Here is a 26,269-nt window from a genome sequence, read left to right as displayed (position 1 = left end):
ATGTCCAAACAGTTTCCCCGGCTTGATGACGCGCATCAAAAGTTCATCGAAGATCAGCATATGTTCTTCGTCGGCACCGCCGGGACCGAGGGAAAGGTCAATATCTCGCCCAAAGGTATGGACTCGCTGCGGGTGCTGGGGCCAAACCGCATCGTCTGGATGAACCTGACTGGCAGCGGCAACGAGACGGCGGGGCATCTGATGCAGGTCAACAGGATGACACTGATGTGGTGCTCCTTCACCACGCGCCCACTGATCCTGCGCACATATGGCACAGCCCGCACTCTGCACGTCGGAGATGACGGCTGGGATGAACTGGCCAATCTTTTCCCCAACCACCGCAGCGCGCGACAGATCTATGACCAGTCGATCGAAATGGTTCAGACCTCTTGCGGGTATGCAGTGCCGTTCATGGAATTCCAGTCCGACCGCGACACGATGCAGAAATGGGTCGATGGCAAGACGGACGGCGACATCCGGTCTTATTGGGCCGAAAAGAACAGCCAGACGATTGACGGCGAACCGACAGGCGCTCCGGTCTGCCCCCAATGCTGACCCCTTTTCTTGATCAGATCAAAGCCCATGCCGACCCCGAACGTGCGGGTCAGATGGCCAGTTATCACAAGGCGGATCGCGTCTATCTGGGTGTCGCCAATCCGGTTCTCAACGATCTGACCAAAACATGGCGGCAAGAGCTGGATGTGAACAAACGCGTCACGCTGGCCAAGGCGCTGTGGCAAACCGATATCCACGAAGGGCGCCTTGCCGCGGCCAAGCTTCTGACCCAAGCCCGCATCCGGCCCGACGATCAGGTTTGGGACCTGCTTCAAAGCTGGCTACCGGTCTTTGACGCCTGGGCCGTCGCCGATCATGCCTGCATGGCGATACAAAAACGACTGATGGCCGATCCCGAGAGGTTGGACGCCGTCGAACAGTGGACACAGTCCGATCACATGTGGACCCGGCGCGCCGCCCTTGTCGCAACGCTGCCCTGGACCAAACAGAACCACCCCAAGCCCGAAGACCTGCAACGCCGCGACCGTATCCTCGGCTGGGCCGCCGGATATGTCCCGGATCGCGACTGGTTCATTCAGAAATCAATCGCCTGGTGCCTGCGGGAACTGTCCAAACACGACCCCGAACGCGTGATCGCTTTTTTGGACAAACACGGTGATGGAATGAAACCGTTTGCCCGCCGCGAAGCAGCCAAATACCTGAAAAGTCAGTCGGCATAAACCGCGACTTCGACCAGTTCGTCTAATGGCACCAGAAGGGCCCGCATGGCATCCAGCGACAAGCGACTGCCGCTACTTTCCGGGCCTGCGGCAGGAACCAGAGTGATATAGGCCTGCGCGCCGGTTCTAGGCACAACAACCCGCGCCGTTACCTCGCTATCGACCAGCGGCGTCTGCATCCAGCGTCCTGGCGTGGTCGGATCACCAAGCCCGGCAATGGTTGTTTTGGCCCCGACCCAACTGGGGCGTGCCGCAACCGGTTCGGGCTTAAGAACCTCCTCAGCGACAACCGGCGCAGTTTCGACATCCGATACGGCCTCAGCCGCCTCACCCCCGGACCCGAACACACGTTCCGTCGTTGCCCGGACAGTGTCGCACCCGGTCAAAACAACGCATAGAAATACAAATGTCTTTTTCATGCCCGGAAACTACAATCCCATGCTGGCGTGATCCAGTGCAAAGCGCAGTTCGCACTTGTCGCAGGCAGGTTACAGCTTTACCTATGTCGCATGTCTGCTCCGCTCATCGACCCGTTTGCCCGCGCCATCACATATCTCCGCGTCTCCGTTACGGACCGCTGTGATTTTCGTTGCGTCTACTGCATGTCCGAAAACATGACCTTTCTGCCCAAGAAAGACCTTCTTACGCTGGAAGAGCTGGATCGCATGTGCTCGACCTTTGTAAGAATGGGCGTCGAGAAATTGCGCATTACCGGCGGTGAGCCATTGGTTCGTCGCGATATCATGACTTTCTTCAACGCCATGACTCGCCACTTGGACAGCGGTGCGTTGAAAGAGCTGACGCTGACGACAAACGGTTCGCAATTGCATCGCTTTTCCGAAGATCTTTATGCCGCCGGTGTGCGCCGCGTGAATGTATCTCTGGATACTCTCGATGACGACAAATTTGCTAAAGTCACACGCTGGGGCCGCCTCAAACAGGTACTGAACGGCATCGACGCGGCGCAAATGGCGGGGCTGCGGATCAAGATCAACGCTGTTGCGCTCAAGGGGTTCAACGAACCCGAATTGCCCAAGATCACTGAATGGTGCGCCGAGCGCGACATGGACCTGACCTGGATCGAGGTCATGCCGATGGGCGATATTGGCAACGAGGATCGCCTGGACCAGTACTGGTCGCTCAAGGACGTGCGCAAAGAGTACGAAAACCATTACACAATCACGGATCTGGCCGAACGCACTGGCGGCCCGGCCCGCTATATCAGGCTGGAAGAAACCGGTCAGAAGATCGGCTTCATCACGCCCCTGTCCCACAATTTCTGCGAAAGCTGCAACCGCGTGCGCCTGACCTGTACTGGCGAGCTTTATATGTGTCTTGGGCAGGAGGACATGGCTGATTTGCGCGGCGCATTGCGGGATCACCCCGATACAGAACAGCCGCTTGAAGATGCCATCCGCGCGGCGATCAACCTGAAACCAAAAGGTCACGACTTCGACTATTCCCGCCAGTCCGTCGATGGCCGGATGAGCCGCCATATGAGCCATACAGGCGGCTGATACATGCCGGATCACCAAGACCGACCCACAGCGCTGTACTACCTGTACTGCGCCCTGATCTCTCTGGCCGCACCTCTGGTCTGGAGAACCGTCCGAAAGAAACTTGAGGCTGCGGGCGTAGCAGCCAACCGCCAGCACGAGCGTCTTGGCCGTGCCAGTCAGCCCCGCCCCGCAGGGCAGTTGATCTGGTTCCACGCCGCCAGCGTCGGCGAAAGCCTGTCCGTCCTCACCCTGATCAATCGGCTGGGCACCTGCCTTCCCAAATCCGAGTTTCTGATCACCTCAGGCACGCCAACCTCAGCGGCCCTGATCGAAAAGCGCTTGCCGCCCCGCACCCGGCACCAGTACCCGCCGCTTGACACAGCCGGCCCGGTTCAACGCTTTCTGGACCATTGGCAACCCGATGCCGGGATCTTCGTCGAAAGCGAGATCTGGCCGCGGTTGATTGTCGAAAGCGCAGGGCGCGACATTCCACTGGCTCTGCTGAATGCTCGATTGTCGGACAAATCTGTCGCCGGATGGAAGAAGCGCCCTAAAACGGCAAGGTTTATTCTGAATAAGTTTCGCCTGTTCCTGACGCAAAACGACAAAACAGCTGCCGACCTGATTGCCATGGGTGCCCCTGCCCAACGCGTGCAGCCCGGCACCAACCTCAAGGCCATGTCCGATCCTCTGCCTGTGGACCAGAACACGCTGGATGACATTCGCGCGCAATTAGCCGCCAGACCGGTCTGGATCGCCAGTTCCACCCATGCCGGAGAAGAAGACAGCGTTCTGGCAGCCCACAAAGCATTGTTGCAGCATTGGCCCGACCTTCTGCTGCTACTGATCCCACGCCACCCCGAACGACGCGGTGAGGTTGCAGAACTTCTGAACAACGCGGGGCTCAAGGCGTCCTTCCGGTCAAAAAACGCACCGATCACAGATACGACGCAGGTGTATGTTGCCGACACACTGGGCGAAACCGGAACCTGGTACGCGCTTTGCCCGATCGTTTTCCTTGGGGGGTCACTGAAAGAAATTGGCGGACACAACCCATTTGAACCGGCACAGGCCGGGGCCGCCGTGATCACCGGCCCGGGGTATTTCAACTTTGCAGAAACCTTTGCCCCGCTGATCGACGCCAAGGGCGCTGTCGAGGTCCAGACATCCGCTGACCTCTCTGAGGCCGTTTCACATTGGTTGTCGGACCAGAATGCCCTTCAAGCGGCCCGAAGGGCTGCACAATCCTGCGTCAATACGCAGTCGACCGCCTTGGATGCCGTCGTCGAAACCCTCTGCACGGTGCTTGATCTGCAAGCAGAGGATCCCGCTTCATCTGGCTAGAAATATCCCGGGGGTGTGGGGGCAGAGCCCCCACGCTCTCCATCAGGCGGCTGGCATCCGCTGTTCGACAATCTCCGCCCACCAGCTGCATCCGGCCGGAATGGCTTCGTCGTTGAAATTGTATTCCGGGTGATGAACCATTGCGGTGTCACCGTTGCCCACAAGAATATAGGCGCCTGGACGTTCCTCCAGCATGAAGGCAAAATCTTCGCCCCCCATGACCAAAGGTGCCTCGTCGCAATCACCGGACACCGACCGGGCCACATCCGCCGCAAACTCTGTTTGCTCGTCGCTGTTCACCATCACCGGATATCCACGAATATAGGTCACGTCAGCGGTGCCTCCAAACGTGGCCGCAACACCGTTGCAAATCGCGTTGATCCGCTTTTCAGCCAGATCCCGCATGCCCTTGCTCATGGTGCGCACCGTGCCTTTGATCTGCACGGTCTGAGGGATCACATTGAATGCCTTTGATGACGTCTCGAACGACGTCACGGACACCACGACCTGATCGATCGGGTCGGCATTGCGCGAAGAAATCGTTTGCAACGTTAGGACAGCCTGCGCTGCCAGAACTGTGGTATCCACGGTCTCATGCGGTTTGGCCGCATGTCCGCCGCGACCCTCAAAGGTGATGTCGAACTGATCGGTCGCCGCAAAGAACGACCCCGGTCGGATTGCGAACTTGCCGACAGGCTGTCCCGGCCAGTTATGCATTCCGTAAACTTCCTGAATGTTCCAGCGGTCCATCATGCCGTCTTCGCACATTTCGCGCCCCCCGCCGCCCCCTTCTTCAGCAGGTTGGAAGATCACGACAACGGTGCCGTCAAAGTTGCGGGTTTCCGACAGGTACTTTGCCGCCCCCAGCAACATCGCTGTGTGCCCGTCATGACCACAGGCATGCATCGCACCCGGCGTTTTCGAGGCATAGTCCAACCCCGTCGCCTCATGTATCGGCAATGCATCCATATCTGCGCGCAGGCCGATCACCTTTCCCTTACTGTCCGACTTGCCTTTGATCACCCCCACAACGCCGGTACGTCCGATACCGGTTACAACCTCATCGCATCCGAACTCCTTCAGCTTCTCGGCCACCTTCGCGCTGGTGCGGTGGGTCTCAAACAGGATCTCTGGATTTTCGTGAAGATCCCTTCGCCATTCCGTGATTTCATTCTGCAATTCGGCAAAGCGGTTCTTGACTGGCATGTCTTTTCTCTCTCCTGATTCTGGTCACGCCGCCGGCATCCGGCGCTCGACCATTTCCGCAAACCACGAGCACCCAATGGGGATGATCTCGTCATTGAAATTGTATTCGGGGTGGTGCAGCCCGGCACTGTCACCGTTGCCCAAGACGATGAATGCCCCGGGCCTCTCTTCCAGCATGAACGAGAAATCCTCGCCCCCCATCACCATCGGCGCTTCAATGCAACTGCCCCCGACCGACACCGCAGCCTCTGCTGCATATCCCGTCTGGGCTTCGGCATTGATCGTCACTGGAACACCGCGCGTATAGGTGACGTTCACGGACCCGCCAAATGTTGCAGCGGTCCCTTCCGAGACTTCCTTCAGCCGTTGTTCGATCAGGTCGCGCAACTCGTTGGAATGGGTCCGAACGGTGCCGCGTATCCGCGCTGATTGCGGGATCACGTTGAACGCTTTCGAGGACGTCTCGACCGAGGTCACAGACAGCACGGCCTGCAAAATCGGGTCCGCGTTGCGCGACACAATCGTCTGCAACGCCACGATCAGTTGCGACAGCATAACCGTTGTATCAATCGTCTGATGAGGTTTTGCCGCGTGGCCGCCGCGCCCTTCAAGATGGATGTCAAACTCGTCCGCCGCTGCCAGCAACGGGCCCGAACGAATGGCAAACTGCCCGGTAGGAACACCCGGCACATTGTGCATCGCATAGACTTCCTGAATGCCGAACCGATCCATCAGACCGTCCTTGCACATGGCCTCGGCACCATTCCCACCCTCTTCGGCAGGCTGAAAGATCACGATTGCCGTGCCATCAAAGTTGCGGGTTTCCGCCAGATACTTGGCGGCCCCCAAAACCATCGCCGTATGGCCGTCATGACCGCAGGCATGCATCGCATTCGGTATTTCCGAGGCATAGTCCAACCCGGTCTGTTCCTGCATCGGCAGGGCATCCATATCGGCGCGCAAGCCAATCACACGGCCCCGCGTGTCGCTTTTGCCGCGAATGACCCCGACGACTCCGGTGCGACCGATGCCGGTCACGACCTCGTCGCAACCAAACTCGTTCAGCTTTTCCGCAACCAGCGCACTGGTGCGGTGGGTGTCGTACAGAATTTCCGGGTGTTGGTGAATGTCACGCCGCCAACCGGTGATCTCATCATGCATCTCTGCGAGACGGTTCTTGATCGGCATGTCATTCTCCCTGTTTCATGCGACAGGCAATCGTCGTTCCACAAGCTCGGCAAACCAGCTGCAACCGGCGGGGATCGCGTCGTCGTCAAAGTTGTATTGCGGGTGGTGGCACATGGCCGTATCCCCGTTCCCGATAAAGATGTACGCGCCGGGGCGTTCTTCAAGCATATAGGCAAAATCTTCGGACGGCATGATCGGGTCCGTGCTGTCATTGACCTTGCCCGCAACCGCTGCTGCCGCCTCGGCCGCATAGCCCGTCTCAGCCTCGGAATTCACTGTCACCGGGTATCCCGGTGTCCAGATAACTTCCGCCTTCGCGCCAAAGGCCGAGGCCGTATCCTCGGCGATCCGGCGCACGCGTTCTTCGGCGATTGTGCGATATTCGGGGTCAAGTGTCCGCACGGTTCCCTGCAAACGAACCGTATGAGCTATCACGTTTGACGCTACGCTGTCCGTCACAAACGTCCCAACGGTGAGGACAACTCGCTTGATCGGGTCAACGGTCCGGGACACCACCGATTGCAAGGCAACAACGATGTGCGAGGCCACCAGCGTTGTATCCACCGCCTCATGCGGTGCAGCGGCGTGTCCGCCCTTGCCAGTGACGGTGATTTCAAACTCATCGGACGAGGCCAGCAACGCGCCAGGGCGAATTGCGAACTCTCCCACCGGAAGACCGGGCATATTGTGCATGCCATAGACCTCGTGAATGCCCCAGCGGTCCATCAACCCGTCCTGACACATGGCCAGACCGCCGGCCCCGCCTTCCTCGGCAGGCTGGAAGATCAGAACTACGGTGCCATCGAAATTGCGCGTTTCGGTAAGGTACTGCGCGGCCCCAAGCAGCATCGAAGTATGCCCGTCATGACCGCAGGCGTGCATCTTGCCCGACACGGTCGAGGCATAGTCCAGCCCTGTCGCCTCTTCAATCGGAAGCGCGTCCATGTCTGCACGCAGGCCGATGACGCGCCCCTGCGTGTCCGTGCGCCCTTTGATCACCCCGACAACGCCCGTTTTGCCAACGCCCGGAGTGATCTCGTCCACTCCAAATTCTTTCAGACGGGCAGCGACAAACGCCGCAGTTTCATGGACGTCATACATCAGCTCCGGATGGGCGTGCAGGTGGCGACGCCATTCGGTGATCTCGCCATGCATTTTTGCAAGTCTGTTTTTTACGGGCATCTCAAGACCTCCCTCTCAACCGCTGACACCATTTTAGACCGGGCTAGGCGCATAGTTTTTCAACCAATCGCTGCATGAATTTATGACCGGCTTCGAATTGTTCAATCGTAATGAACTCATTCGGCTGATGGGCCTGCGCTATGTCTCCGGGTCCGCATATCACGGCAGAATACCCGGCCTCCTGAAATTGGCCTGCCTCGGTCCCATAACTGACCACATGGCTTGCGTTGTCTCCGGTCAGGGCGCGTACCAGAGCTTCGGCTTCACCATCCTCTTCCGGGATCAACCCCGGAATCGCGAAGTTTTCAGTCAGTTCGATGCGGGTATCCGGGTGAACGGCCTGCATCTGAGCCTTAACTTGCCGAACCTGTTCGAAATAGGCATCGCGCCATTGGGCCTGCGTTTCATCGGGCACAGTCCGGAAATCCATCATGAACCGGCAGTCTTTGGCGGTAATGTTATGGGCTGTTCCGCCTTCAATCATACCGACGTGGCAGGTTGTCCAGGGTGGATCGAACACGGCAGCAACGGTACTGGGTTGCGTCGCCATGTTTCGCGCGTTCTGTTGGTTGGCCCAGTCGATCAACGGGGCCGCCGCCATGATGGCGTTGACGCCTGTGTGCATGATCGAGCTGTGAACTTCGAACCCGACCATATGGGTGTCAAAGCCGAACCCACCCTTGTGACCCGTCACCGCCTGCATCATCGATGGCTCGCCCACAACCACCGCCGAGCCTTTGGGGAGAACGCCCTGCATCGCCTCGATCATTGGCGGCGCTCCGGTGCACCCGACTTCCTCATCAAAACTCAGCGCAAGTTGGAGCGGTCGTTTCACACGTGCGTAATGCGCCTCGACCAGCGCCCAGATGGCAAGCGCATCAAATCCCTTCATGTCACAGGTGCCGCGCCCGAAATATTTGCCGTCCTCCTCGGTCACGGTGAAGGGGTCGGTGTCCCAAGGTTGCCCGTCAACCGGTACGACATCCGTGTGCCCGGACAGCACAACTGCGCCTTCTTCCAAAGGGCCAACATGCGCAAAGATCGCCGCCTTATGCGGCTGATCCGGATCAGGCCAGCGGTGCGACGTGATCCCATGGCTTTGCAGGTATTCTTCCACCCAGTCGACCAACGGCAGGTTGGTGTCACGACTCACGGTTGGGAATGAGATCAGCTTGGTCATGATCTCAAGCGGCGTCAGGCGCTTGGCCATCGTGTCAGTACCCACTGTCGGTGGTCAGGATAAAGTGACCCGGCTCAACCTCTTGATATTGCGAGGGTTCCGGTTTGTAGTCGACAGGGTGAATCGGTGACGGGATCGGTTTGAAGTTCAGGTCTTTTTCTGTCTTTCGCTTGTTCGGGTCAGCAATCGGAACTGCCTTCATCAATGCCTGCGTATAGGGGTGTTGCGGGTTTTCGAACACACGCGCACGCGGGCCCAGTTCCACAATGCGGCCCAGATACATAACACCGACATAGTGGCTGACACGTTCAACCACGGCCATGTCATGGCTGATGAACAGATAGGACAGCCCCAAATCGGACTGCAGCTCCATCATCAGGTTCAGAACCTGCGCCTGAACCGACACGTCGAGGGCCGAGACTGCCTCATCCGCGATGATCAGCTTGGGGTTCAGGGCCAGTGCGCGGGCAATCGCGATCCGCTGACGCTGTCCCCCGGACATTTCATGCGGGAAACGACGCATGAAGCTGCGCGGCAGCTGCACCTTGTCAAACAATTGCGCGACGCGGTCCTGCAATTCGGATCCCGACGCCACGCCATAGTTGCGCATCGGCTCGGCAACCTGATCGATCAACTGCATCTGTGGGTTCAGCGAGGCGAACGGGTCCTGAAAGATCATCTGCATGTCCAGCCGCGCCTTGCGCAGGCCGGACGGGTCCAGCTTCATGATATCGACACCGTCCAGATTGACCTCACCCGCCATCGGCTCGACCAGCCGCAGGATCGAACGCCCGGCCGAGGACTTGCCGCACCCGGATTCGCCCACAAGGCTGAGTGTCTGACCTTTGTTCAGTGTGAACGACACATCCTCGACCGCATGAACATTCGAGATCGTGCGCCGCAGAAGACCACCTTTGACAGGAAACCGCGTGGTCAGGTTCTTTACGGTCAACAAAACCTCTTCGGTTCCGTGGATGGGCGCAATTTTCTGCCCCTCGACACCCAGCAGCTTCATCGGTTCGGGTGCCGACTTACCCTGCATTTCACCCAGCTTCGGCACTGCGGCCAAAAGGGCCTTGGTGTAATCATGCTGCGGGTTTTCAAAGATTTCCTTGACGGTCCCCTCTTCGACCTTGTTGCCGCGATACATGACAACAACACGGTCAGCCATCTGGGCAACCACGGCCATGTCGTGGGTGATGAACATCACCGCAGTTCCGGTTTCGCGCTTGAGGCGATCCATCAGGGCCAGGATCTCGGCCTGAATGGTCACGTCCAACGCTGTGGTGGGTTCATCGGCGATCAGCAGGCGGGGTTCGCAGGCCATGGCCATCGCGATGACGACACGCTGGCGCATCCCGCCCGACAGCTCGTGCGGGTACTGTTTCAGACGACGCTCGGGCTCGGGGATGCGAACCTGGCGCAGCAACTCAAGCGCCCGGTCCTCGGCCTGTGCCTTTGACATCTGCTTGTGGATGCGCAGACCTTCGGTCAACTGGCGGCCAACGGTAAAAACCGGATTAAGCGCCGTCATCGGCTCCTGAAAAATCATCCCGATCTCGTTGCCGCGAATCTGTTTCATCAGATCCGGATCGGCTTTGGACAGGTCCATCTCGCTCCCGTCGCGGCGGTCAAACAGAAGTTCACCACCCGCGATTTCGCCACCTCCGAACTCGACCAGCCGCATCAGCGACAGCGACGACACCGATTTCCCCGAGCCCGATTCGCCAACGATACAAACGGTTTCACCCGGTTTGACCTCGAACGAGACATCCTCAACACCGACAACGGGGCCATCCTTCGTCTGAAACTCCACCCGCAGTTTTTTAATCTGTGCAATAGGCTGATCCAGCACGCGCGCGCTCCCTTGACGACGGTATTCTTTTTCTGAATTCCGAACGCTAAGGCGGGCCGCCGGGAAAAGTCAAACCCATTACACATTTTCGCGACGGCACTACTTGCATTTTTCTCAGGTTCTGTTTCGATACGCCATGTAACCGACCTGGGGAGGCGGCGCAGACCGAAATCGTTAGCGCTATTATCTTTGTTGATCAGAACCTTACCTTGGGGCGGCAACGCCAAACCCGCAGGCCTTGCGGAGATAATCGAGACACGAACGTGTCCAACTTGGGAGTAACTTATGAAAATCAAAACCCTTTTGCTTGGTGCGATTGCAAGCACGGCGATGGCCCCTGTGGCTATGGCCGAGCGTGGATCGGACGGCAATGTCAGCATCATTTACTGGCAGGCTCCGTCGATCCTGAACCCGTACCTGTCCTCGGGCACCAAAGATATCGAATCGGCTTCGTTGGTGATTGAGCCGCTCGGTCGCTATGACCAAGACGGGAACCTTGTAGCCTATCTCGCCGAGGATATCCCGACCGTGGAAAACGGTGGTGTTTCGTCGGATCTGAAATCGATCACGTGGAAACTGAAATCCGGTTTGGTCTGGTCCGATGGATCGCCCGTGACGTCGGCCGACGTGAAATTCACCGCCGACTATTGCATGCATCCGGAAGGTGGTTGCGCCCAGCTTGCCAAGTTTGAAGGCGTCGAAAGCGTCGAGGCAATCGACGATCTGACCATCAAGGTCAACTTTGCCGAACCAAAGCCGAACCCCTATGGCCCATTCATGGGTGGCCAGTCGCCAATTATCCAGATGGCCCAGTTTCAGAACTGCATGGGCTCCAAGGCGCCCGAATGTACAGATCAGAACTTTGGCCCGATCGGAACCGGCCCGTTTGTGGTGGACGAATTCAAGCCAAACGACGTGATCACCATGTCGGCCAACCCGAACTATCGTGACCCGAACAAGCCCGCTTTTGCCACGCTGACCTTCAAAGGTGGCGGTGATGCAACAGCGGCTGGCCGTGCTGTGATGGAAACCGGCGAATTCGACTATGCGTGGAACCTGCAGCTGGCGCCCGAAGTCATCGAGCAGATGAAAGAAGGCGGCAAGGGTACTCCGATCGCGGCGTTCGGGACCTTGGTTGAACGGATCGAAATGAACATGACGGATCCGTCCCCCAGCCTGCCTGAAGGTGAACGTTCAACCGCAAAACATCCGCACCCGGCCTTGTCGGAACTGGCTGTTCGCAAGGCACTGTCGATGGCAATCGACCGTGATCTGCTGGTTGAGATTGGCTACGGCCAAGCCGGTCGCCCGACCTGCAACCTGGTACCGGCCCCGGCATTGTACGCAAGCGACAATACCGAGTGTCTGACGCAGGACATTGACGGCGCGAACCAGATGCTGGATGAAGCCGGCTGGGTGAAAGGCGCTGACGGCGTCCGCGCCAAGGATGGTGTAAGACTGTCGCTGGTCTATCAAACCTCGACCAACGCTGTTCGTCAGGACTTCCAGGCGCTGATCAAGGAATGGTGGAGCCAGATCGGTGTTGAAACCGAGCTGCGCAACATCAACGCGTCGGTCTTTTTCGGCGGTGACCCGGGCAGCCCGGACACGTTCCAGCGTTTCTATGCAGACGTTGAAATGTACGCCAACAACTTCGATGGCACCGATCCGGAAAGCTATCTTGCGCAGCACACCTGTGACAAGGCACCCAAGCCGGAAAGCCAGTGGCAGGGTGAGAACATCAACCGTTACTGTGACGCCGAGTATGACAAGCTGGTGGCCGAACTGGGCCGCACCGGCGAGCTTGAAAAGCGTGGCGAAATTGCCCGTAAACTCAACGATATGCTGACCAAGGACAGCTATGTCGTGGTTCCGCTGGTTGATCGTGGACGGGTCTCTGCGCATTCCAACACGTTGGGTGGCGTGATCCTGAACACTTGGGACAGCGAGCTTTGGAACGTTGCGGACTGGTACCGCAAAACCGGCTCCTAAGCGTTAAACCTGCCAAGCCGCGCCCCGATCTTCGGGGCGCGGTCATTTGCAGGCCGCTCCAACAAGAAGACGCATCAACAAAGGCGCCTTTGAATGCTCAACTTTACAATCAGACGACTGGTGTTGGCGGTGCCCACATTGCTGTTCATCAGCCTCGTCATCTTCCTGCTGCTCGAGCTTGCCCCTGGCGACCCGATGGCACAGGTTCCACTCACCGTTCCCCCGGAAGTCAAAGAGAAGATGCGCGAGGCGCTTGGCCTCGGCCAGCCGATGCATATCCGGTTTTGGAAATGGATCGTGCAGTTCTTCTGGATCGAACCGCAGGTATTGGTCGATTCTGTATTCGGTACAACCTTCTCCGAAGGCGACCTGCGCGTGATTTCATGGCAGACACGCTCGCCGGTCATGGACATCGTCGTTCAGCGTATCCCGCAGACCCTGTGGGTTGTCGGCACCGCCTATGTGGTCGCCATCCTGATCGCGCTGCCCATCGGCATCTATTCGGCCTACCGTCAGTATTCCTGGTTCGACCAGATGGGTACTTTCGTGTCGATGGTCGGCTTTTCCGTTCCACCCTTCTTTTCGGGCGTGCTGGTAATCGTGATCTTTTCAGTCCAGCTGGGCTGGTTCCCGTCGATCTATGACACCACGCTGGTGGTCAACAGCTGGGACAGCTTTGTTGTGCAGCTCAAACAGATGATCATGCCGGTCATGGTTCTGGCCTTGCAGATCACCGCACAACTCAGCCGGTTCATGCGCGCGTCCATGCTGGATAACCTCAATCAGGATTACGTTCGCACCGCCCGCGCCAAGGGTCTCAGCGAATATACCGTGGTCATGGTTCACGTCCTGCGAAACTCGATGATCCCGGTGGTCACCGTGATCGCGCTGGGTATTCCGTCCATCTTTGGTGGCGCCATCATCACCGAGCAGGTGTTCAAGGTGAACGGAATCGGGCAGTTGCTGATCGGCGCGATTCAGGCCAATGATCTGCCGATGGTGCAAACCCTGACCTTTATTTTCGCCGTACTGATCGTGTTGTTCAACCTGATCGCTGACGTACTTTATGGCATTCTGGACCCGAGGATTCGATATGACTGATCATGATCGTACCGATACGCTGGTCCCGGACGAAGGACTTGCACCAGCTTCAACCGCCTTGCCGACAGCCGACGTGATGGAAGAACTGGCCACCCCTCCCCGCAGCCAATGGCGCGATGTTTGGGATCAGTTCAAGACCCACAAAGGCGCAATGGTCGGGGCGATCCTGTTTATCATCATCGTTGCCGGTGTCTATCTGGGCCCGTATCTGTGGAGCATTGATCCAACCCAGATCGATATCCGGTCGCGCAATCAGGGGCCCAGTTGGGCGCATCCCTTTGGCACCGACCAATTGGGTCGCGACATTCTTGCGCGCATGATGTCGGGTGGTCAAACCTCAGTCTCGGTTGGCATAACCGCAATGTTGCTGGCGCTGTTTCTGGGTTCGTTCATCGGCGTTCTGGCGGGATTCTTCAGGCGGCTCGATGGGCCGCTGATGCGCCTGACCGACCTGTTTCTGGCCCTGCCCCTGCTGCCTTTGCTGCTGGTCATGATGCTTCTGTTCCGCGAGCCCCTGTCAGCGGCTTTCGGGCTGGAGCGCGGGATCTTCATCCTGATCGTCTGCGCCATCGGCATCACCTCATGGATGCCGACTGCACGGATCGTGCGCGGTGACGTCCTGGCCATCAAGGAACGTGAATTCGTTCTGGCCGCACGCTCCATCGGCACCAGCAACAGCCAGATCATCACGCGGCATATCCTGCCGAACGTTCTTTCGCCGATCATGGTGTCGGCAACACTGGGGATTGCCACAGCGATCATCACCGAAAGCGCGCTGTCCTTCCTTGGGCTGGGCTTCCCGCCCGACTTCCCGACATGGGGCCGCCTGTTGTTTGATGGTGTCGACTATCTTCAGCAATACCCCGAGCGTGTATTCTGGCCCGGTCTGGCAATCTCGCTGACTGTTCTGAGCGTCAACTATCTGGGTGATGGTCTGCGCGACGCGCTGGATCCCCGCATTCGCGGACGCTGAAACAAGTTAGTCGGCGCGCTTCAGCGCGCCGGCCAACAGCACGATCAGAACGGCCAATGGCAACAGCACGGCGAACGCCAGACGCAGGCCGAACAGTTCCGCCAAAAATCCGATCAGCGGCGGCCCAATCAACAGCCCGCCATATCCCAGCGTAGCTACACTCGCGATGGCTTGCCCCGGCGGCACATGCGGATCGCTGGCTGCACGGCTGAACGCCAGCGGCATGATCACCGCATACCCTATACCCATCAGCGCAAACCCCGCCAATGCGGGCAAGGGCACGACCGAAGAAACCACAACGAAAACGCCCAGTGCCGCGCAGATCCCGCCAAACCGAGCCGTGGCGGCAGGACCAAACCAAGTGATGACAACAGCACCTGCAAGTCGAAACGCAACCATCGCCACGGAAAACACGGCATAGCCCAATGCGGCAACACTTTCGGGCGCACCGGACACGTCTCGCAGGAAAATCGCGCTCCAGTCCGCGACGGCGCCTTCACCCAATGCACCACACATGGCGGCGAATCCGACCAGTATCAGCGCGCCCGAGGGCAAAGCAAAAACCGAGCTTTGCGGCCGATCGGACCGTTTCGACGTCCAGCGCACCCACGACAAGGCCAGCGCGAAGGCGACAACCGCGCCACCCGCCACTAGGAAGTGCACCAGAACCGTCAGCCCCATCTGAACAGCCACATATCCGCTGAGCGCGCCAAGACCGGCCCCAAGGCTCCACATGGCGTGGAATGATGACATTACGGGTTTGTCATAAGCCTGCTCGACTTCGGCGGCCCAGGCATTCATTGCCACATCCATCGATCCGTGGAACGCGCCGAAAACAAACAAACAAAACGCCAGCGCCCAAAACCCGCCAGCCACAGCAAGCAGAACCAGCGACAGCGTGTACAGAACGGCCACAATCCGGGTAATCGCAACAGCGCCATTCCGATCCGTCAACCGCCCTGTGACCGGAAAGGAACAGACGGCCCCGGCCGCCATGAACAACAACCCGTACCCCAACGCGTCATGAGACAAGTCCAACCGGTCGCGCACGGCCGGAATGCGCGAGGCCCAGATGCCAAACAAGGCCCCGTTCAGGATGAACATGGCCGCAACTGCCCGCCATGCCGAGAAAACACCAATCAACAGAGAACCTCGTGCTGTCTGCCCGCCCCACCCGTTCTACAGGTTGGGCGCAAATTGGCAATTGCAGCTTACCCCAGGCGTTTGCGGATGCGCCGAACGGCGAACCATACGCCCGCCACTACCGGGATCGTCGCCGCCGCCGTCAGCGTTCCCTTGCTTGTACCGGTGGCCGTCAACGGATACAGAAGATAGCCAACCAGTGAGACCGCATAATAACTGATGGCCACCACAGAAAGCCCCTCGACCGTGTGTTGCAAGCGCAAGGCAAGATCGGCCCGACGATCCATGCTTTCCAGCAGGGCCTGATTTTGTGCACTCCGCTCGACGTCCACCCTAGTGCGCAACAACTCACCCGCACGGATGGCCCGGTCAGACAGCGCCTGCAGGCGGCGTTCTGTTGATTTCACGGTACGGATCGCAGGATCATAACGGCGCATCATGAAATCGGCAAAGCTTTGACCACCTTCGAACCTTTCCTCGCGCAGGACGTCGATCCGTTGATTCACCAGCGCCTCGTAAGCGCCGGTTGCCCCAAACCGGAACGAACTGCGGGCCGAAATGGTCTCGAGCTCGGTCGATGTGGCCAGCAATTGAGGCAACAGCGCATCTGGTGGTGTGGTGTCATCTGTCATTTCAACCATCAGCTTCGCCAGCTGGGCGTCCAGTTCCTCGATCCGGGGGGCCAATTGTTTGACGCGGGCAAAGCCAAGCATCGACATCGCCTTGTATGTCTCGATCTCGCACAGCCGCTGGATAATACGCCCTGTTCGGCGCGTGCCCGTGCCTTCGGTCACGAACAGGGCAAAACGCATGTGACCAGCCGGGTCGATACGGAAATCGCTAGCGCAAATTGCCGAAGCATCCAACACCCGAGACACGGCAAGACTTTCAGGTTCGAACCAATCAGCCAGAGCGACCTTTACAGCCGCATCTTCCGGGCGCGGTACCACCCGCATCAGCAACGAAGTGATCCTCTGGCCCGGGCTGGCCATCAGCCAATCCGGGGGAAAAACCTCGAAATCGGCGGGGTTGAAAGGGCGGCCGCTGACGTTCGGCACAATCGCCGTATACGTGACAAACTCTGTGTGCTGCTCCCATTTCAGCCAATGGCGTCCGATCTGCCCGGCATAATGCGTGGCCCCCGGCTGCGGATGTTGCGCCCCATGTCGGTCAAGCAGATCAATCAGATGGGCGATATCCTGACTGCGGTCCCGAGCGACGGCTGCTTCCGGCTTCTTGATCGCAAGAAAGGCGACCGTGCACGGCGTATCGGCGGCCGGAAACGGGCGGGCATGAAGTTCATTGGCCAGCGCATAGCGCAGCGGGTGATCATCGATTGGCGTCATTCAGAGGCTCCGATAGCGGTGTCCGCACTATACGTCACAACTCGGATACATCAATTCTTATTTTATTTCATATACTTACACGAATACAAAGGTATACAAACCGACTATCTCATTGATTTGGCTGCCACAGCTCGATCGGATTACCTTCCGGATCGTGAAGCCGCGCGAACTTTCCGATCTCACTGTCCCAGTCGGGGCGGGTCTCAACAGCGATTCCGGCAGCTTCAAACTGCTGTATCATCGCGCCCAGATCGTCGACCCGAAAATTGATCATCCATTGCTGATCCGGGTTTCCGAAATACTCAGTGTCTTTCGCGAACGGCGCAAACACCGTATACCCTTCGCGTTGCTTCCAGGGCACCGGATCATAGTGGTTTACGCCCAGATGTTCTTCGTACCAGCGGCTTAATGCCTCGGGATCACTGGCCCGAAAAAATACGCCCCCTATACCGTTCACTTTCTCCATGCTTCGCTCCAACAATACGCATGTCTATTATACCACAACCCGCCCGCTTCATCTGGCCATAAATATCCTGGGGGTTTGGGGGCAAAGCCCCCAATAGTACAAGTAAAGAAAAGGGCGCCCAAAGGCGCCCTTTGCAATTGGATCAGACCGGTGGATCAATCGATCATCGGCAGCAGCTTGTCCAGCGATGCTTTGGCGTCGCCATAGAACATGCGGGTATTTTCCTTAAAGAACAGCGGGTTTTCGATACCCGAATACCCTGTACCCTGACCGCGTTTGGACACGAAGACCTGCTTGGCCTTCCAGCATTCCAGAACCGGCATACCGGCAATCGGGCTGTTGGGATCTTCCTGCGCCGCAGGGTTCACGATGTCATTCGAGCCGATGACGATGGCCACATCCGTATCCGGGAAGTCGTCATTGATCTCGTCCATTTCCAGAACGATATCATAGGGCACCTTCGCCTCGGCCAGCAGCACGTTCATATGGCCCGGCAAACGGCCCGCGACCGGGTGGATCGCAAAACGCACCTCTTTACCCTTGGCGCGCAGCTTACGGACCAGTTCACTGACCGATTGCTGTGCCTGCGCCACCGCCATACCATAACCGGGAATGATGATAACGCTGTCGGCATCGTTCAGGGCTGCAGCAACGCCATCCGCCTCGATGGCCACCTGCTCGCCCTCAACGGCCATCTGTTCACCCTGCGGGCCACCAAAGCCGCCCAGAATCACGCTGACAAAGTGACGGTTCATCGCCTTGCACATGATGTAGGACAGGATTGCACCGCTTGAGCCCACCAGCGCACCGACCACGATCAGCAAGTCATTGCCCAGCGAGAAACCAATAGCCGCCGCGGCCCAGCCCGAATAGCTGTTCAGCATCGACACAACCACCGGCATGTCCGCGCCACCGATGCCCATGATCAGGTGATAACCAATGAACAGCGCGGCCAGGGTCATCAGGATCAGCGGCAGCAGCCCACCGGACGAGGTATACCAGATCAAGCAGATCAGCGAGAGACCCGCAGCCGCTGCGTTCAGCGCATGACCACCGGGCAGCTTTGTCGCCGCCGAGGTCACTTTGCCCGCCAGCTTGCCATAGGCCACGACCGAACCGGTAAAGGTGATCGCACCGATAAAGATGCCCAGGAACAGCTCTACATGAAGGATTGCCAGCTCGGCCGGTGTCTTCTTGGCGATCAGTTTGGCAAAGGTGCCCAGATCATGCAGATCCGCCTCTTTCGCCGTATCCGCAATCGCCAGGACCTGCGCCACGTTGCCGATCTCAAAATGCGCATTGAAACCCACAAACACCGCGGCCAGACCGACCAGCGAATGCATCGCGGCCACAAGTTGCGGCATCTCGGTCATCTGGACGCGCTGCGCCACGTATTGACCGATCAGACCGCCGCCAATGATCAGCAGGATCGACAAAAGCCACAGGCCAGACCCGGGGCCAACCAGCGTGGCAAAGACCGCCAACGCCATACCGACGATGCCGTACCAGACCGCGCGCTTGGCGCTTTCCTGGTTCGACAACCCGCCAAGGGAAAGGATGAACAGAACAGCCGCAACAACGTAGGCGGCAGTGGTGAAGCCAAATTCCATGTGCCCGGCCTCCTTAAGATTTCTGGAACATGGCGAGCATGCGCCGGGTTACGAGGAAGCCGCCGAAAATGTTGATCCCGGCCATGAAGACGGACAGCGCCGCCAGCAGAATGACCAGGAACGACCCCGATCCGATCTGCATCAACGCCCCAACGATAATGATCGACGAGATCGCGTTGGTGATCGCCATCAGCGGCGTGTGCAGGCTGTGCGAGACATTCCAGATCACCTGGAAGCCTACGAAAATGGCCAGCACGAAGACGATGAAATGCTGCATGAAGCTGGCCGGGGCAACCAGCCCCACCAGCAGCATCAGCGCGCCACCAACACCCAAAAGGGTGAACTGCTGCTTGGTCTGCGCCTTGAAGGCCGCAATCTCCTGCGCCTTTTTCTCTTCCGGGGTCAGTTCCTTGACCTCGGGCTTCTTCTGCGCGGCGATCGCCTGAATCTTGGGCGGTGGCGGTGGGAAGGTGATTTCACCTTCATGCGTCACGGTCGCGCCGCGGATCACATCGTCTTCCATGTTGTGATTGATCTGACCGTCCTTTTCGGGCGTCAGGTCTGTCATCATGTGACGGATGTTGGTGGCATAAAGCGACGAGGATTGTGTCGCCATTCGGCTGGGGAAGTCGGTATAACCGATTATGGTCACGCCATTGTTGGTGACAACTTTCTCATCCGGCACGGTGCCTTCGACGTTCCCGCCTCGCTCGGCTGCAAGGTCGATGATGACCGAACCCGGCTTCATCGCCTTGACCATATCCTCGAGCCACAGCTTGGGCGCCGGACGGTTGGGGATCAGGGCGGTGGTGATAACAATGTCCATCTCGGGTGCAAGTTCGCGGAACTTGGCCAGCTGCGCGTTGCGGAATTCTTCCGACTGGACCGAGGCATACCCGCCTGTGGCCGCGCCGTCCTGCTGCTCTTCCTCGAAGTCCAGATAGACGAACTCAGCCCCCATCGATTCGACCTGTTCGGCCACTTCAGGGCGCACGTCGAACGCGTAGGTGATCGCGCCCAGCGACGTGGACGTCCCGATTGCGGCCAGACCGGCCACACCGGCCCCAACGATCAGCACCTTGGCAGGAGGAACTTTACCGGCGGCGGTCACCTGGCCGGTGAAGAAACGGCCAAAGTTGTTGCCTGCCTCAATCACGGCGCGATAGCCTGCGATATTTGCCATCGACGACAGCGCGTCCATCTTCTGCGCGCGCGAGATGCGTGGCACCATCTCCATGGCGATCACGTTGACGCCCTTGGATTTGGCCAGCTCCATTCCTTCTTCGTTGCCCGCAGGATTGAAGAACGAAATCAGGGTCTTGCCCTTGGTCAACCGTTTCAGTTCGGCCTCAGTCGGGATCCGAACCTTGGCAATGATATCCGCAGTCTTCCACAGCGACGCTGCGGTCTTGACCACCTCAACGCCTACGGCCTCGTATGCGGCATCCGAAAAACCGGCAGCCGCGCCCGCGCCTTTCTCGATCAGGCACTCATAGCCCAGTTTCTGCAATTGCACGGCCGAGTCGGGCGTCATTGCAACCCGGTTCTCACCGTCCAGTATTTCCTTTGGCGTGCCTATCTTCACTGGCAGTCCCCCTAATTTTTACTCTGTCCGAGCGGGTGGTCGGTATTCTTTGTTAAGCAAAGATGTATCCTGCGCAACATTATTTCGCAAGCGCAGCATTTTTTACGTAACATCACAAAATCAGCCACCTTAGATCCAACGCCGCGTCTTGCGTTCATAGCGTGCGAAATCCGTGCGGAACTGCCGGCGCAGGCGGTCTTCTTCCGGCAGGATAAACCGGCGCTCCAGCACCCAGACGAAGACCGGAACCAAAACCAGTGACAACACGGCGTCAAACCGCAGAATCAAACCCGCAAGAATCAGTACGTCCCCGACGTAGATCGGGTTTCGACTGCGTTTGTAGATGCCCGTTTGCACCATCGCGGTCGGTGTCTCATGGGGAATGACGGTTGTTTTATGGCGGCGAAACTCGACAATGGCCAGAACGGCCATCAGAACGCCACCGCCGATCAGAACTCCACTGAGAAGGTCGGTCAGGCCGCTCTCTAGTGACAGGCCCAGCGCCATGTATCTGGCTTGTGCCCATGCCAGCACCGCAAAAGCGATCAACCAAACTGGCGGTACATCTATCCAGCGCATTCTAAGCCCTCATGAACGACGACGGTGTCGGGTGTGTGTCGCTTCTGACCGACGTCCTACCGTTTTTCGGCCAGATTAGCAAAAGACCAGTATGTCGCATCGATAGACAGACATGTCAGGATCGGCTACCCCAAATGCAACAAAAGACGACCACACAAGTGAGTGAGCCTTCATGACCGATTTTGCAGCAACCAAAGCCATGTTCGACCTGCCCGAGGGCGTGATTTATCTGGACGGCAACTCTTTGGGCCCGCTGCCTAAAACGGCTGCGTCTCGTGTGCAGAACATGCTGACCGAGGAATGGGGGCAAATGCTGATCACCGGCTGGAACAAAGCCGGTTGGATGGGCCTTCCCATGGGGCTTGGAGATCGAATTGGCCGCCTGATCGGAGCCGAGCCAGGCAGCGTCGTGACCGGCGACACCCTGTCGATCAAGGTTTATCAGGCCGTGTCCTCTGCCCTTGAACTGAACCCGACCCGCAAGGTTGTGCTTTCCGACAATGGGAACTTTCCGTCAGACCTGTACATGGTCGATGGCCTGCTGCGATCCCTTGGGAGCCCATACGAACTGCGCGTCGTCGACCCGCAGGACGTCGCAGATGCAATCACCGAAGAGGTCGCGGTCCTGATGCTGACCGAAGTGGATTACCGCACGGGCCGGATGCACGACATGAAGGCACTGACGGAACTGGCCCACGCCAACGGTGTCGTGACGGTTTGGGATCTGGCGCATTCCGCAGGGGCCATTCCCGTTGACCTTGCAGGGTGCAATGCGGATTTCGCAGTCGGGTGTACTTATAAATACCTCAATGGCGGCCCCGGTGCGCCCGCGTTCATTTATGTTGCGCCCCGACTGGCAGATAGTGTGCGCCCGGCCCTGTCCGGCTGGCTGGGGCACGAAGAGCCCTTTGCCTTTGACCTGGACTATCGCCCCGGAAGCGGGATTGAGCGTATGCGCGTGGGAACACCTCCGATCATCCAAATGACCGCGCTGTCGGCGGCCATGGATATCTGGGATATGGCCGACATGGCGGATGTGCGCGCCAAGTCCATTGAATTGACCGAGCTTTTCATTCGTCAGGTCGAGGCGACCTGCCCAGACTTGCAATTGGACAGTCCGCGCGCGCCCGAGCAGCGTGGCAGTCAGGTTTCATTCCGCTTCAAGGAAGGCTATGCCGCGATGCAAGCGCTGATCGCGCGTGGTGTCGTCGGAGATTTCCGCGCACCTGACACAATGCGGTTTGGTTTCACGCCGCTGTATATCGATGAAAGCGATGTCGAGCGTGCAGTCGGGATTCTGGCGGATGTCATGCAGAACAAGCTTTGGGACACGCCCGAGTACAAAACCCGGCAGCGCGTTACCTGATTTCCAGCCCGGCCCCGATCAGGGCCGCCAACTGGTTGGTGCGCCTTTCAAATTCCTCGGCGTCTGACGCAGTCAGCTTGATCCCCTTCAGCGTGACCGTAAGTGTTTTCGCCGTTTCTTCAGGCGTGTCGAACAGACGAACGCGGCCAGCACCCTGCTCTCGCCTCAGCCATTCGGCATAAAGCGCGGTTAGTTCACCTTCGCCCCGTTCGACAATGTCGATGGCCATGGATTTGGTCGTGTCCAGCATCTCAAGCCCATGCGGCGACGCCAAAATCGCAGCCATGCCCTCGGTCTGGGCGTGGATCGCCTTTCTGGCAAGTTCTGAAACCGAGCCTTCGCTGTTCAGCGCCGCGGCCACCACTGCGGACTTTTCCTCGTAATGCCGTTCAGTCAGCTTGCGAACGATCGCTTCCTTGTTCCTGTAATACAGATAAACCGCTGGCCGTGACATCCCCGCACCGCGCGCAATGTCATCCATCGAGGTCTTGCGGAACCCGTATGCGGAAAAGGCCTGAAAAGCAGATGCTAGGATCGCTTTCTGCCGGGATTCGTCACTCGTATCTTTCATGCGCAAATCTCTGACATTTTTTGTGTAATTTGTCAATTGACAGACTGACACTTTACAACCATTATGTCAGAACCTGCCACAGTTACAAAAGGTGCGCCATGGCGACGGCCCTGAAGATTAACGGAACTCCTCATCAGATCGACCTGCCGGATGATGTCCCCCTGCTTTGGGTTCTGAGGGATGAGGTTGGCCTGACCGGCACCAAGTTTGGCTGTGGCGTCGCCGCTTGCGGCGCCTGTACGGTTCATATCGATGGCGAGGCGGTACGTTCGTGCCAAGTGGCGCTGTCGGATGTCTGGGGTGACGTGACCACAATCGAAGGCGTCGGCACGCCAGAAGCACTGGCTACGATCCAGCAATCCTGGGCTGACCATCAGGTGGCGCAATGTGGCTATTGCCAGTCGGGCCAGATCATGCAGGCCGCTGCCCTGCTTGCGGAGAACCCTGCGCCCACGGACGCAGAGATCGATGAGGCGATGCAGGGAAACCTGTGCCGCTGTGGCACCTACCCCCGCATCCGGGCCGCGATCCACGACGCAGCCTCCAAGTTGAAGGAGGCGTAAGAGATGGCTTCTGTTGGCAAAATTATCCGCCGCACGTTCCTGATCGGCTCAGCCGCAATTGTCGGCGGCGTCGCCTTTGGCGCGTATTATGTCACCCGCCCTGCCCCCAACCCGCTGAAACCGAAAGAGGGTGAAGCGGCCCTGAACCCCTTCGTACTGATCGATCAGAATGGCATCACCCTGTTCGCGCCCCGTGCCGAGATGGGACAGGGCGTGAAAACCACGTGGGCCGCGCTGATCGCCGAAGAACTGGATGTCGATCTGGATCAGATCACCGTTCTGCATGGTCCGGCAGCCGCCGCCTATTACAACTCAGCCATGATGGGCGAGGGACTGCCAAACAAGGGCTACGACATCTCAGACTTCCAGCACAACTTAGGTGAAGCACTGGGTGTTCTTGGTAAGGCCCTTAGCCTGCAGGTCACAGGCGGCTCCACCTCGATGAAGGACGGGTTCGAGAGGATGCGGCAAGCCGGTGCTTCGGCCCGTGAAACGCTGAAACGCGCCGCCGCTGATCGGTTGGGTATCGACCCCTCGGATCTGAAAACAGCTTCAGGCCATGTCATCGCGCCGACCGGTGACAAGATCGCTTATACCGATCTTGCAGTGGAAGCGGCCGGACTGGAACCCGTCGAGGTACCTTTGCGAGACCCGTCCGAATGGCGTTATCTGGGACGGACACAACCGCGACTGGACATGGTGGGCAAAGTGACAGGCACTGCCGAGTTTGGCATCGATGTTCGCCTGCCCGGTATGAAATTTGCTGCCGTGCGCATGAACCCCAAACTTGGCGGCGCGATGAACAGCTTTGACGACAGTGCTGCAATATCCATGCCCGGGGTCGAGAAGGTTGTTGATCTGGGCACAGGTGTTGCCGTGATCGCGAACAACACATGGCTGGCCAATCAGGCGGTTGAGGCTGTTGAGATCGACTGGGGCGATGCGCCATATCCACCTGATACCGATGGCATTTTCTCAAAGATTGCCGAGGCGTTTGACGGCGCGCCGAACTCGACCATGCGCGATGATGGCGATGTCAGCGTGACGCCGGATGGCGCAACCGAGGTCACTGCCGAATACCAAGTGCCCTATCTGGCGCACGCCACGATGGAGCCGATGAATGCCACCGCGCTCTATACCGGAAACGCTCTGGAACTGTGGTGCGGTAATCAGGCCCCGACGCTGATCCGTTTTCGCGCTGCGAATACCGCAAATCTGGACACTGAGGCTGTTCAGATTCACACCACCTACCTTGGGGGAGGGTTTGGCCGCCGGGGCGAACTGGATTTCGGAGAAATCGCCACCAAGGTCGCCATGGCCATGCCTGGCACACCGGTCCAGACAACCTGGAGCCGCGAAGAAGACATGCGTCACGACTACTTCCGCCCCGGCGCCATCGCCCGGATGCGCGGCGCTGTTCAGGACGGCAAGGCCGTTCTTATTGACGGCAAGGTTGCAGCGCAGTCCTGCACGCAACAGGCGGTCGAGCGTTACACCGGCTTCCCCGGAGGCGGACCCGACAAAGTGCTGGTCGAAGGGTTCTTCAACCAGCCTTACGCCGTGCCAAACTACCGGATGAGCGGCCACGTCGCTGATCTGGCCGTCCCGGTGGGCTTTTGGCGTTCGGTCGGCAACAGCCACAACGGCTTTTTCCACGAGACCTTCATGGACGAATTGGCTCATGCCGCAGGGCGCGACCCGCTGGACTTCCGGCTAGAACTGATGAGAACCGAACACGCCCCGTCTGCCGGATGTCTGGAGGCGGTCAGGGAAATGTCCAACTGGACCGGAAAAACACCTGACGGTGTAGGCCGTGGCGTGGCCTTCACCTACAGCTTCGGCACTCCGGTGGCTCAGGTTATCGAAGTGGTCGACGAAGACGGTGCCATCCGCATCCACAAGGTCTGGATCGCCTGCGACATGGGGCTGGCGCTGGACCCGGAAAACGTCAAGGCACAGATGTTTGGCGGCATGATGTATGGCCTGTCGGCTGCGTGTTTCGGCGCGATCACCTTTGCCGACGGGGAAGTCGAGCAGTTCAACTTTCCCGACTATGACGCCCTTCGTATGCATACTGCGCCACAAGTCGAGGTGCGCACGCTGGAAACCAACCGCCATATGGGCGGCGCTGGTGAGCCCGGCACGCCCCCCTCGATGCCCGCACTGGGCAACGCCCTGTATGATTTGACGGGAAAACGCGCGCGCAGCCTGCCGCTGGTCAATCAGTTCAACCTGCTGGTCTGATTGCCATTTACCTTCCCCTGCACCGGTCCGTCGCGCGCCCG

General features: G+C 58.6%; 23 protein-coding genes. 10 read left to right on the top strand and 13 right to left on the bottom strand.

The window, feature by feature from the left end; all coding sequences use genetic code 11:
* Together ACR0AP_RS07790 and ACR0AP_RS07785 are read left to right on the top strand one after the other, a co-directional pair.
* Complete coding sequence (locus ACR0AP_RS07790) at window positions 1-555, top strand: pyridoxamine 5'-phosphate oxidase family protein (RefSeq protein WP_480506294.1); 555 nt, start codon at window positions 1-3, stop codon at window positions 553-555.
* Window positions 549-1,235 carry a DNA alkylation repair protein gene (locus tag ACR0AP_RS07785; protein ID WP_480506293.1) on the top strand — a complete coding sequence of 229 codons (687 nt, stop codon included), beginning with the start codon at window positions 549-551 and terminating at the stop codon, window positions 1,233-1,235. Before ACR0AP_RS07790 ends, ACR0AP_RS07785 begins: the two co-directional genes overlap by 7 nt.
* On the opposite strand, the gene ACR0AP_RS07780 is transcribed toward ACR0AP_RS07785, so the two are convergent.
* A complete protein-coding gene (locus tag ACR0AP_RS07780) occupies window positions 1,223-1,654 on the bottom strand; it encodes a hypothetical protein (RefSeq protein ID WP_267362893.1) in 432 nt (143 codons plus the stop codon). The two genes, ACR0AP_RS07785 and ACR0AP_RS07780, sit on opposite strands and share 13 nt — an antisense overlap.
* Window positions 1,655-1,744: 90 nt before the next feature.
* Between ACR0AP_RS07780 and moaA the strand changes: the two genes are divergently transcribed.
* On the top strand, window positions 1,745-2,752 hold the full coding sequence (gene moaA / locus ACR0AP_RS07775; protein WP_480506292.1) for a GTP 3',8-cyclase MoaA: 1,008 nt from the start codon (window positions 1,745-1,747) through the stop codon (window positions 2,750-2,752).
* 3 nt (window positions 2,753-2,755) lie between these two features.
* Window positions 2,756-4,078 (top strand): 3-deoxy-D-manno-octulosonic acid transferase, encoded by a 1,323-nt coding sequence (locus tag ACR0AP_RS07770; protein WP_480506291.1) that lies wholly within the window; start codon window positions 2,756-2,758, stop codon window positions 4,076-4,078.
* Between the two features lie 42 nt (window positions 4,079-4,120).
* On the opposite strand, the gene ACR0AP_RS07765 is transcribed toward ACR0AP_RS07770, so the two are convergent.
* The 5 genes from ACR0AP_RS07765 to ACR0AP_RS07745 are packed head-to-tail and all read right to left on the bottom strand — an operon-like array spanning window position 4,121 to window position 10,689.
* Window positions 4,121-5,284, bottom strand: coding sequence for a M20 aminoacylase family protein (locus tag ACR0AP_RS07765; RefSeq protein ID WP_480506290.1), 1,164 nt, complete (start codon window positions 5,282-5,284; stop codon window positions 4,121-4,123).
* A gap of 24 nt (window positions 5,285-5,308) precedes the next feature.
* Window positions 5,309-6,472, bottom strand: a complete 1,164-nt coding sequence (locus tag ACR0AP_RS07760) for a M20 aminoacylase family protein (protein ID WP_480506289.1) — start codon at window positions 6,470-6,472, stop codon at window positions 5,309-5,311.
* Between the two features lie 15 nt (window positions 6,473-6,487).
* A complete protein-coding gene (locus ACR0AP_RS07755) occupies window positions 6,488-7,654 on the bottom strand; it encodes a M20 aminoacylase family protein (RefSeq protein ID WP_480506288.1) in 1,167 nt (388 codons plus the stop codon).
* Window positions 7,655-7,697: 43 nt separating this feature from the next.
* Window positions 7,698-8,864, bottom strand: a complete 1,167-nt coding sequence (argE, locus tag ACR0AP_RS07750) for an acetylornithine deacetylase (RefSeq protein WP_480506384.1) — start codon at window positions 8,862-8,864, stop codon at window positions 7,698-7,700.
* A 4-nt stretch (window positions 8,865-8,868) separates the two neighbouring features.
* Entirely contained in the window at window positions 8,869-10,689 is a 1,821-nt protein-coding gene (locus ACR0AP_RS07745) for an ABC transporter ATP-binding protein (RefSeq protein ID WP_480506287.1), read from the bottom strand.
* Between the two features lie 285 nt (window positions 10,690-10,974).
* Here ACR0AP_RS07745 and ACR0AP_RS07740 point away from each other — a divergent pair, with 285 nt between their 5' ends.
* The 3 genes from ACR0AP_RS07740 (at window position 10,975) to ACR0AP_RS07730 (ending at window position 14,755) form a co-directional block, all read left to right on the top strand.
* Window positions 10,975-12,681: a peptide ABC transporter substrate-binding protein gene (locus ACR0AP_RS07740; RefSeq protein WP_209504479.1), complete on the top strand. Its 1,707-nt coding sequence runs from the start codon at window positions 10,975-10,977 to the stop codon at window positions 12,679-12,681.
* A gap of 93 nt (window positions 12,682-12,774) precedes the next feature.
* On the top strand, window positions 12,775-13,782 hold the full coding sequence (locus ACR0AP_RS07735; RefSeq protein WP_209504480.1) for an ABC transporter permease: 1,008 nt from the start codon (window positions 12,775-12,777) through the stop codon (window positions 13,780-13,782).
* Window positions 13,775-14,755, top strand: a complete 981-nt coding sequence (locus ACR0AP_RS07730) for an ABC transporter permease (RefSeq protein ID WP_267366742.1) — start codon at window positions 13,775-13,777, stop codon at window positions 14,753-14,755. The genes ACR0AP_RS07735 and ACR0AP_RS07730 overlap by 8 nt, the downstream gene beginning before the upstream one ends.
* Before the next feature lie 6 nt (window positions 14,756-14,761).
* Here ACR0AP_RS07730 and ACR0AP_RS07725 read toward each other — a convergent pair whose 3' ends face one another.
* From ACR0AP_RS07725 to ACR0AP_RS07700, 6 genes are all read right to left on the bottom strand, one after another.
* On the bottom strand, window positions 14,762-15,898 hold the full coding sequence (locus tag ACR0AP_RS07725; protein WP_480481808.1) for an MFS transporter: 1,137 nt from the start codon (window positions 15,896-15,898) through the stop codon (window positions 14,762-14,764).
* Window positions 15,899-15,966: 68 nt separating this feature from the next.
* Window positions 15,967-17,244, bottom strand: coding sequence for a DUF3422 family protein (locus ACR0AP_RS07720; RefSeq protein ID WP_480506286.1), 1,278 nt, complete (start codon window positions 17,242-17,244; stop codon window positions 15,967-15,969).
* A 109-nt stretch (window positions 17,245-17,353) separates the two neighbouring features.
* Window positions 17,354-17,710 carry a VOC family protein gene (locus tag ACR0AP_RS07715; RefSeq protein ID WP_480506285.1) on the bottom strand — a complete coding sequence of 119 codons (357 nt, stop codon included), beginning with the start codon at window positions 17,708-17,710 and terminating at the stop codon, window positions 17,354-17,356.
* Between the two features lie 155 nt (window positions 17,711-17,865).
* Window positions 17,866-19,320 (bottom strand): NAD(P)(+) transhydrogenase (Re/Si-specific) subunit beta, encoded by a 1,455-nt coding sequence (locus ACR0AP_RS07710; RefSeq protein ID WP_209504484.1) that lies wholly within the window; start codon window positions 19,318-19,320, stop codon window positions 17,866-17,868.
* Window positions 19,321-19,333: 13 nt separating this feature from the next.
* Window positions 19,334-20,905 carry a Re/Si-specific NAD(P)(+) transhydrogenase subunit alpha gene (locus ACR0AP_RS07705; RefSeq protein WP_480506284.1) on the bottom strand — a complete coding sequence of 524 codons (1,572 nt, stop codon included), beginning with the start codon at window positions 20,903-20,905 and terminating at the stop codon, window positions 19,334-19,336.
* 129 nt (window positions 20,906-21,034) lie between these two features.
* Window positions 21,035-21,484, bottom strand: coding sequence for a methyltransferase family protein (locus tag ACR0AP_RS07700; RefSeq protein ID WP_267364290.1), 450 nt, complete (start codon window positions 21,482-21,484; stop codon window positions 21,035-21,037).
* Between the two features lie 172 nt (window positions 21,485-21,656).
* On the opposite strand from ACR0AP_RS07700, the gene kynU reads away from it, so the two are divergent.
* Window positions 21,657-22,850 (top strand): kynureninase, encoded by a 1,194-nt coding sequence (gene kynU / locus ACR0AP_RS07695; protein WP_480506283.1) that lies wholly within the window; start codon window positions 21,657-21,659, stop codon window positions 22,848-22,850.
* Here the strand turns inward: kynU and ACR0AP_RS07690 are convergent.
* Complete coding sequence (locus ACR0AP_RS07690; protein ID WP_480506282.1) at window positions 22,843-23,421, bottom strand: TetR/AcrR family transcriptional regulator; 579 nt, start codon at window positions 23,419-23,421, stop codon at window positions 22,843-22,845. The two genes, kynU and ACR0AP_RS07690, sit on opposite strands and share 8 nt — an antisense overlap.
* Window positions 23,422-23,519: 98 nt before the next feature.
* On the opposite strand from ACR0AP_RS07690, the gene ACR0AP_RS07685 reads away from it, so the two are divergent.
* Both ACR0AP_RS07685 and ACR0AP_RS07680 read left to right on the top strand, forming a co-directional pair.
* The gene (locus ACR0AP_RS07685) at window positions 23,520-23,984 is read left to right on the top strand and encodes a (2Fe-2S)-binding protein (RefSeq protein ID WP_480506281.1); all 465 of its coding nucleotides are present in this window, start codon (window positions 23,520-23,522) and stop codon (window positions 23,982-23,984) included.
* 3 nt (window positions 23,985-23,987) lie between these two features.
* Complete coding sequence (locus ACR0AP_RS07680; RefSeq protein ID WP_480506280.1) at window positions 23,988-26,228, top strand: xanthine dehydrogenase family protein molybdopterin-binding subunit; 2,241 nt, start codon at window positions 23,988-23,990, stop codon at window positions 26,226-26,228.
* The last annotated feature ends 41 nt before the right edge of the window (window positions 26,229-26,269 follow it).

The organism is Ruegeria sp. AF7 (genome assembly GCF_056541885.1).
The sequence above is the reverse complement of the archived record's forward strand: the minus strand, read 5'-3'. Positions and strand labels throughout refer to the sequence as shown.

Bases quoted from the DNA above. Each gene is read 5' to 3' on its own strand.
- ACR0AP_RS07690 (WP_480506282.1), bottom strand. From the start codon at position 23,421: ATGAAAGATACGAGTGACGAATCCCGGCAGAAAGCGATCCTAGCATCT.
- ACR0AP_RS07680 (WP_480506280.1), top strand. From the start codon at position 23,988: ATGGCTTCTGTTGGCAAAATTATCCGCCGCACGTTCCTGATCGGCTCA.
- ACR0AP_RS07715 (WP_480506285.1), bottom strand. From the start codon at position 17,710: ATGGAGAAAGTGAACGGTATAGGGGGCGTATTTTTTCGGGCCAGTGAT.
- ACR0AP_RS07730 (WP_267366742.1), top strand. From the start codon at position 13,775: ATGACTGATCATGATCGTACCGATACGCTGGTCCCGGACGAAGGACTT.
- ACR0AP_RS07700 (WP_267364290.1), bottom strand. From the start codon at position 21,484: ATGCGCTGGATAGATGTACCGCCAGTTTGGTTGATCGCTTTTGCGGTG.
- ACR0AP_RS07760 (WP_480506289.1), bottom strand. From the start codon at position 6,472: ATGCCGATCAAGAACCGTCTCGCAGAGATGCATGATGAGATCACCGGT.
- ACR0AP_RS07785 (WP_480506293.1), top strand. From the start codon at position 549: ATGCTGACCCCTTTTCTTGATCAGATCAAAGCCCATGCCGACCCCGAA.
- moaA (WP_480506292.1), top strand. From the start codon at position 1,745: ATGTCTGCTCCGCTCATCGACCCGTTTGCCCGCGCCATCACATATCTC.
- ACR0AP_RS07765 (WP_480506290.1), bottom strand. From the start codon at position 5,284: ATGCCAGTCAAGAACCGCTTTGCCGAATTGCAGAATGAAATCACGGAA.
- ACR0AP_RS07790 (WP_480506294.1), top strand. From the start codon at position 1: ATGTCCAAACAGTTTCCCCGGCTTGATGACGCGCATCAAAAGTTCATC.
- ACR0AP_RS07685 (WP_480506281.1), top strand. From the start codon at position 23,520: ATGGCGACGGCCCTGAAGATTAACGGAACTCCTCATCAGATCGACCTG.
- ACR0AP_RS07770 (WP_480506291.1), top strand. From the start codon at position 2,756: ATGCCGGATCACCAAGACCGACCCACAGCGCTGTACTACCTGTACTGC.
- ACR0AP_RS07720 (WP_480506286.1), bottom strand. From the start codon at position 17,244: ATGACGCCAATCGATGATCACCCGCTGCGCTATGCGCTGGCCAATGAA.
- ACR0AP_RS07740 (WP_209504479.1), top strand. From the start codon at position 10,975: ATGAAAATCAAAACCCTTTTGCTTGGTGCGATTGCAAGCACGGCGATG.
- ACR0AP_RS07710 (WP_209504484.1), bottom strand. From the start codon at position 19,320: ATGGAATTTGGCTTCACCACTGCCGCCTACGTTGTTGCGGCTGTTCTG.
- ACR0AP_RS07755 (WP_480506288.1), bottom strand. From the start codon at position 7,654: ATGCCCGTAAAAAACAGACTTGCAAAAATGCATGGCGAGATCACCGAA.
- kynU (WP_480506283.1), top strand. From the start codon at position 21,657: ATGACCGATTTTGCAGCAACCAAAGCCATGTTCGACCTGCCCGAGGGC.
- ACR0AP_RS07780 (WP_267362893.1), bottom strand. From the start codon at position 1,654: ATGAAAAAGACATTTGTATTTCTATGCGTTGTTTTGACCGGGTGCGAC.
- argE (WP_480506384.1), bottom strand. From the start codon at position 8,864: ATGGCCAAGCGCCTGACGCCGCTTGAGATCATGACCAAGCTGATCTCA.
- ACR0AP_RS07735 (WP_209504480.1), top strand. From the start codon at position 12,775: ATGCTCAACTTTACAATCAGACGACTGGTGTTGGCGGTGCCCACATTG.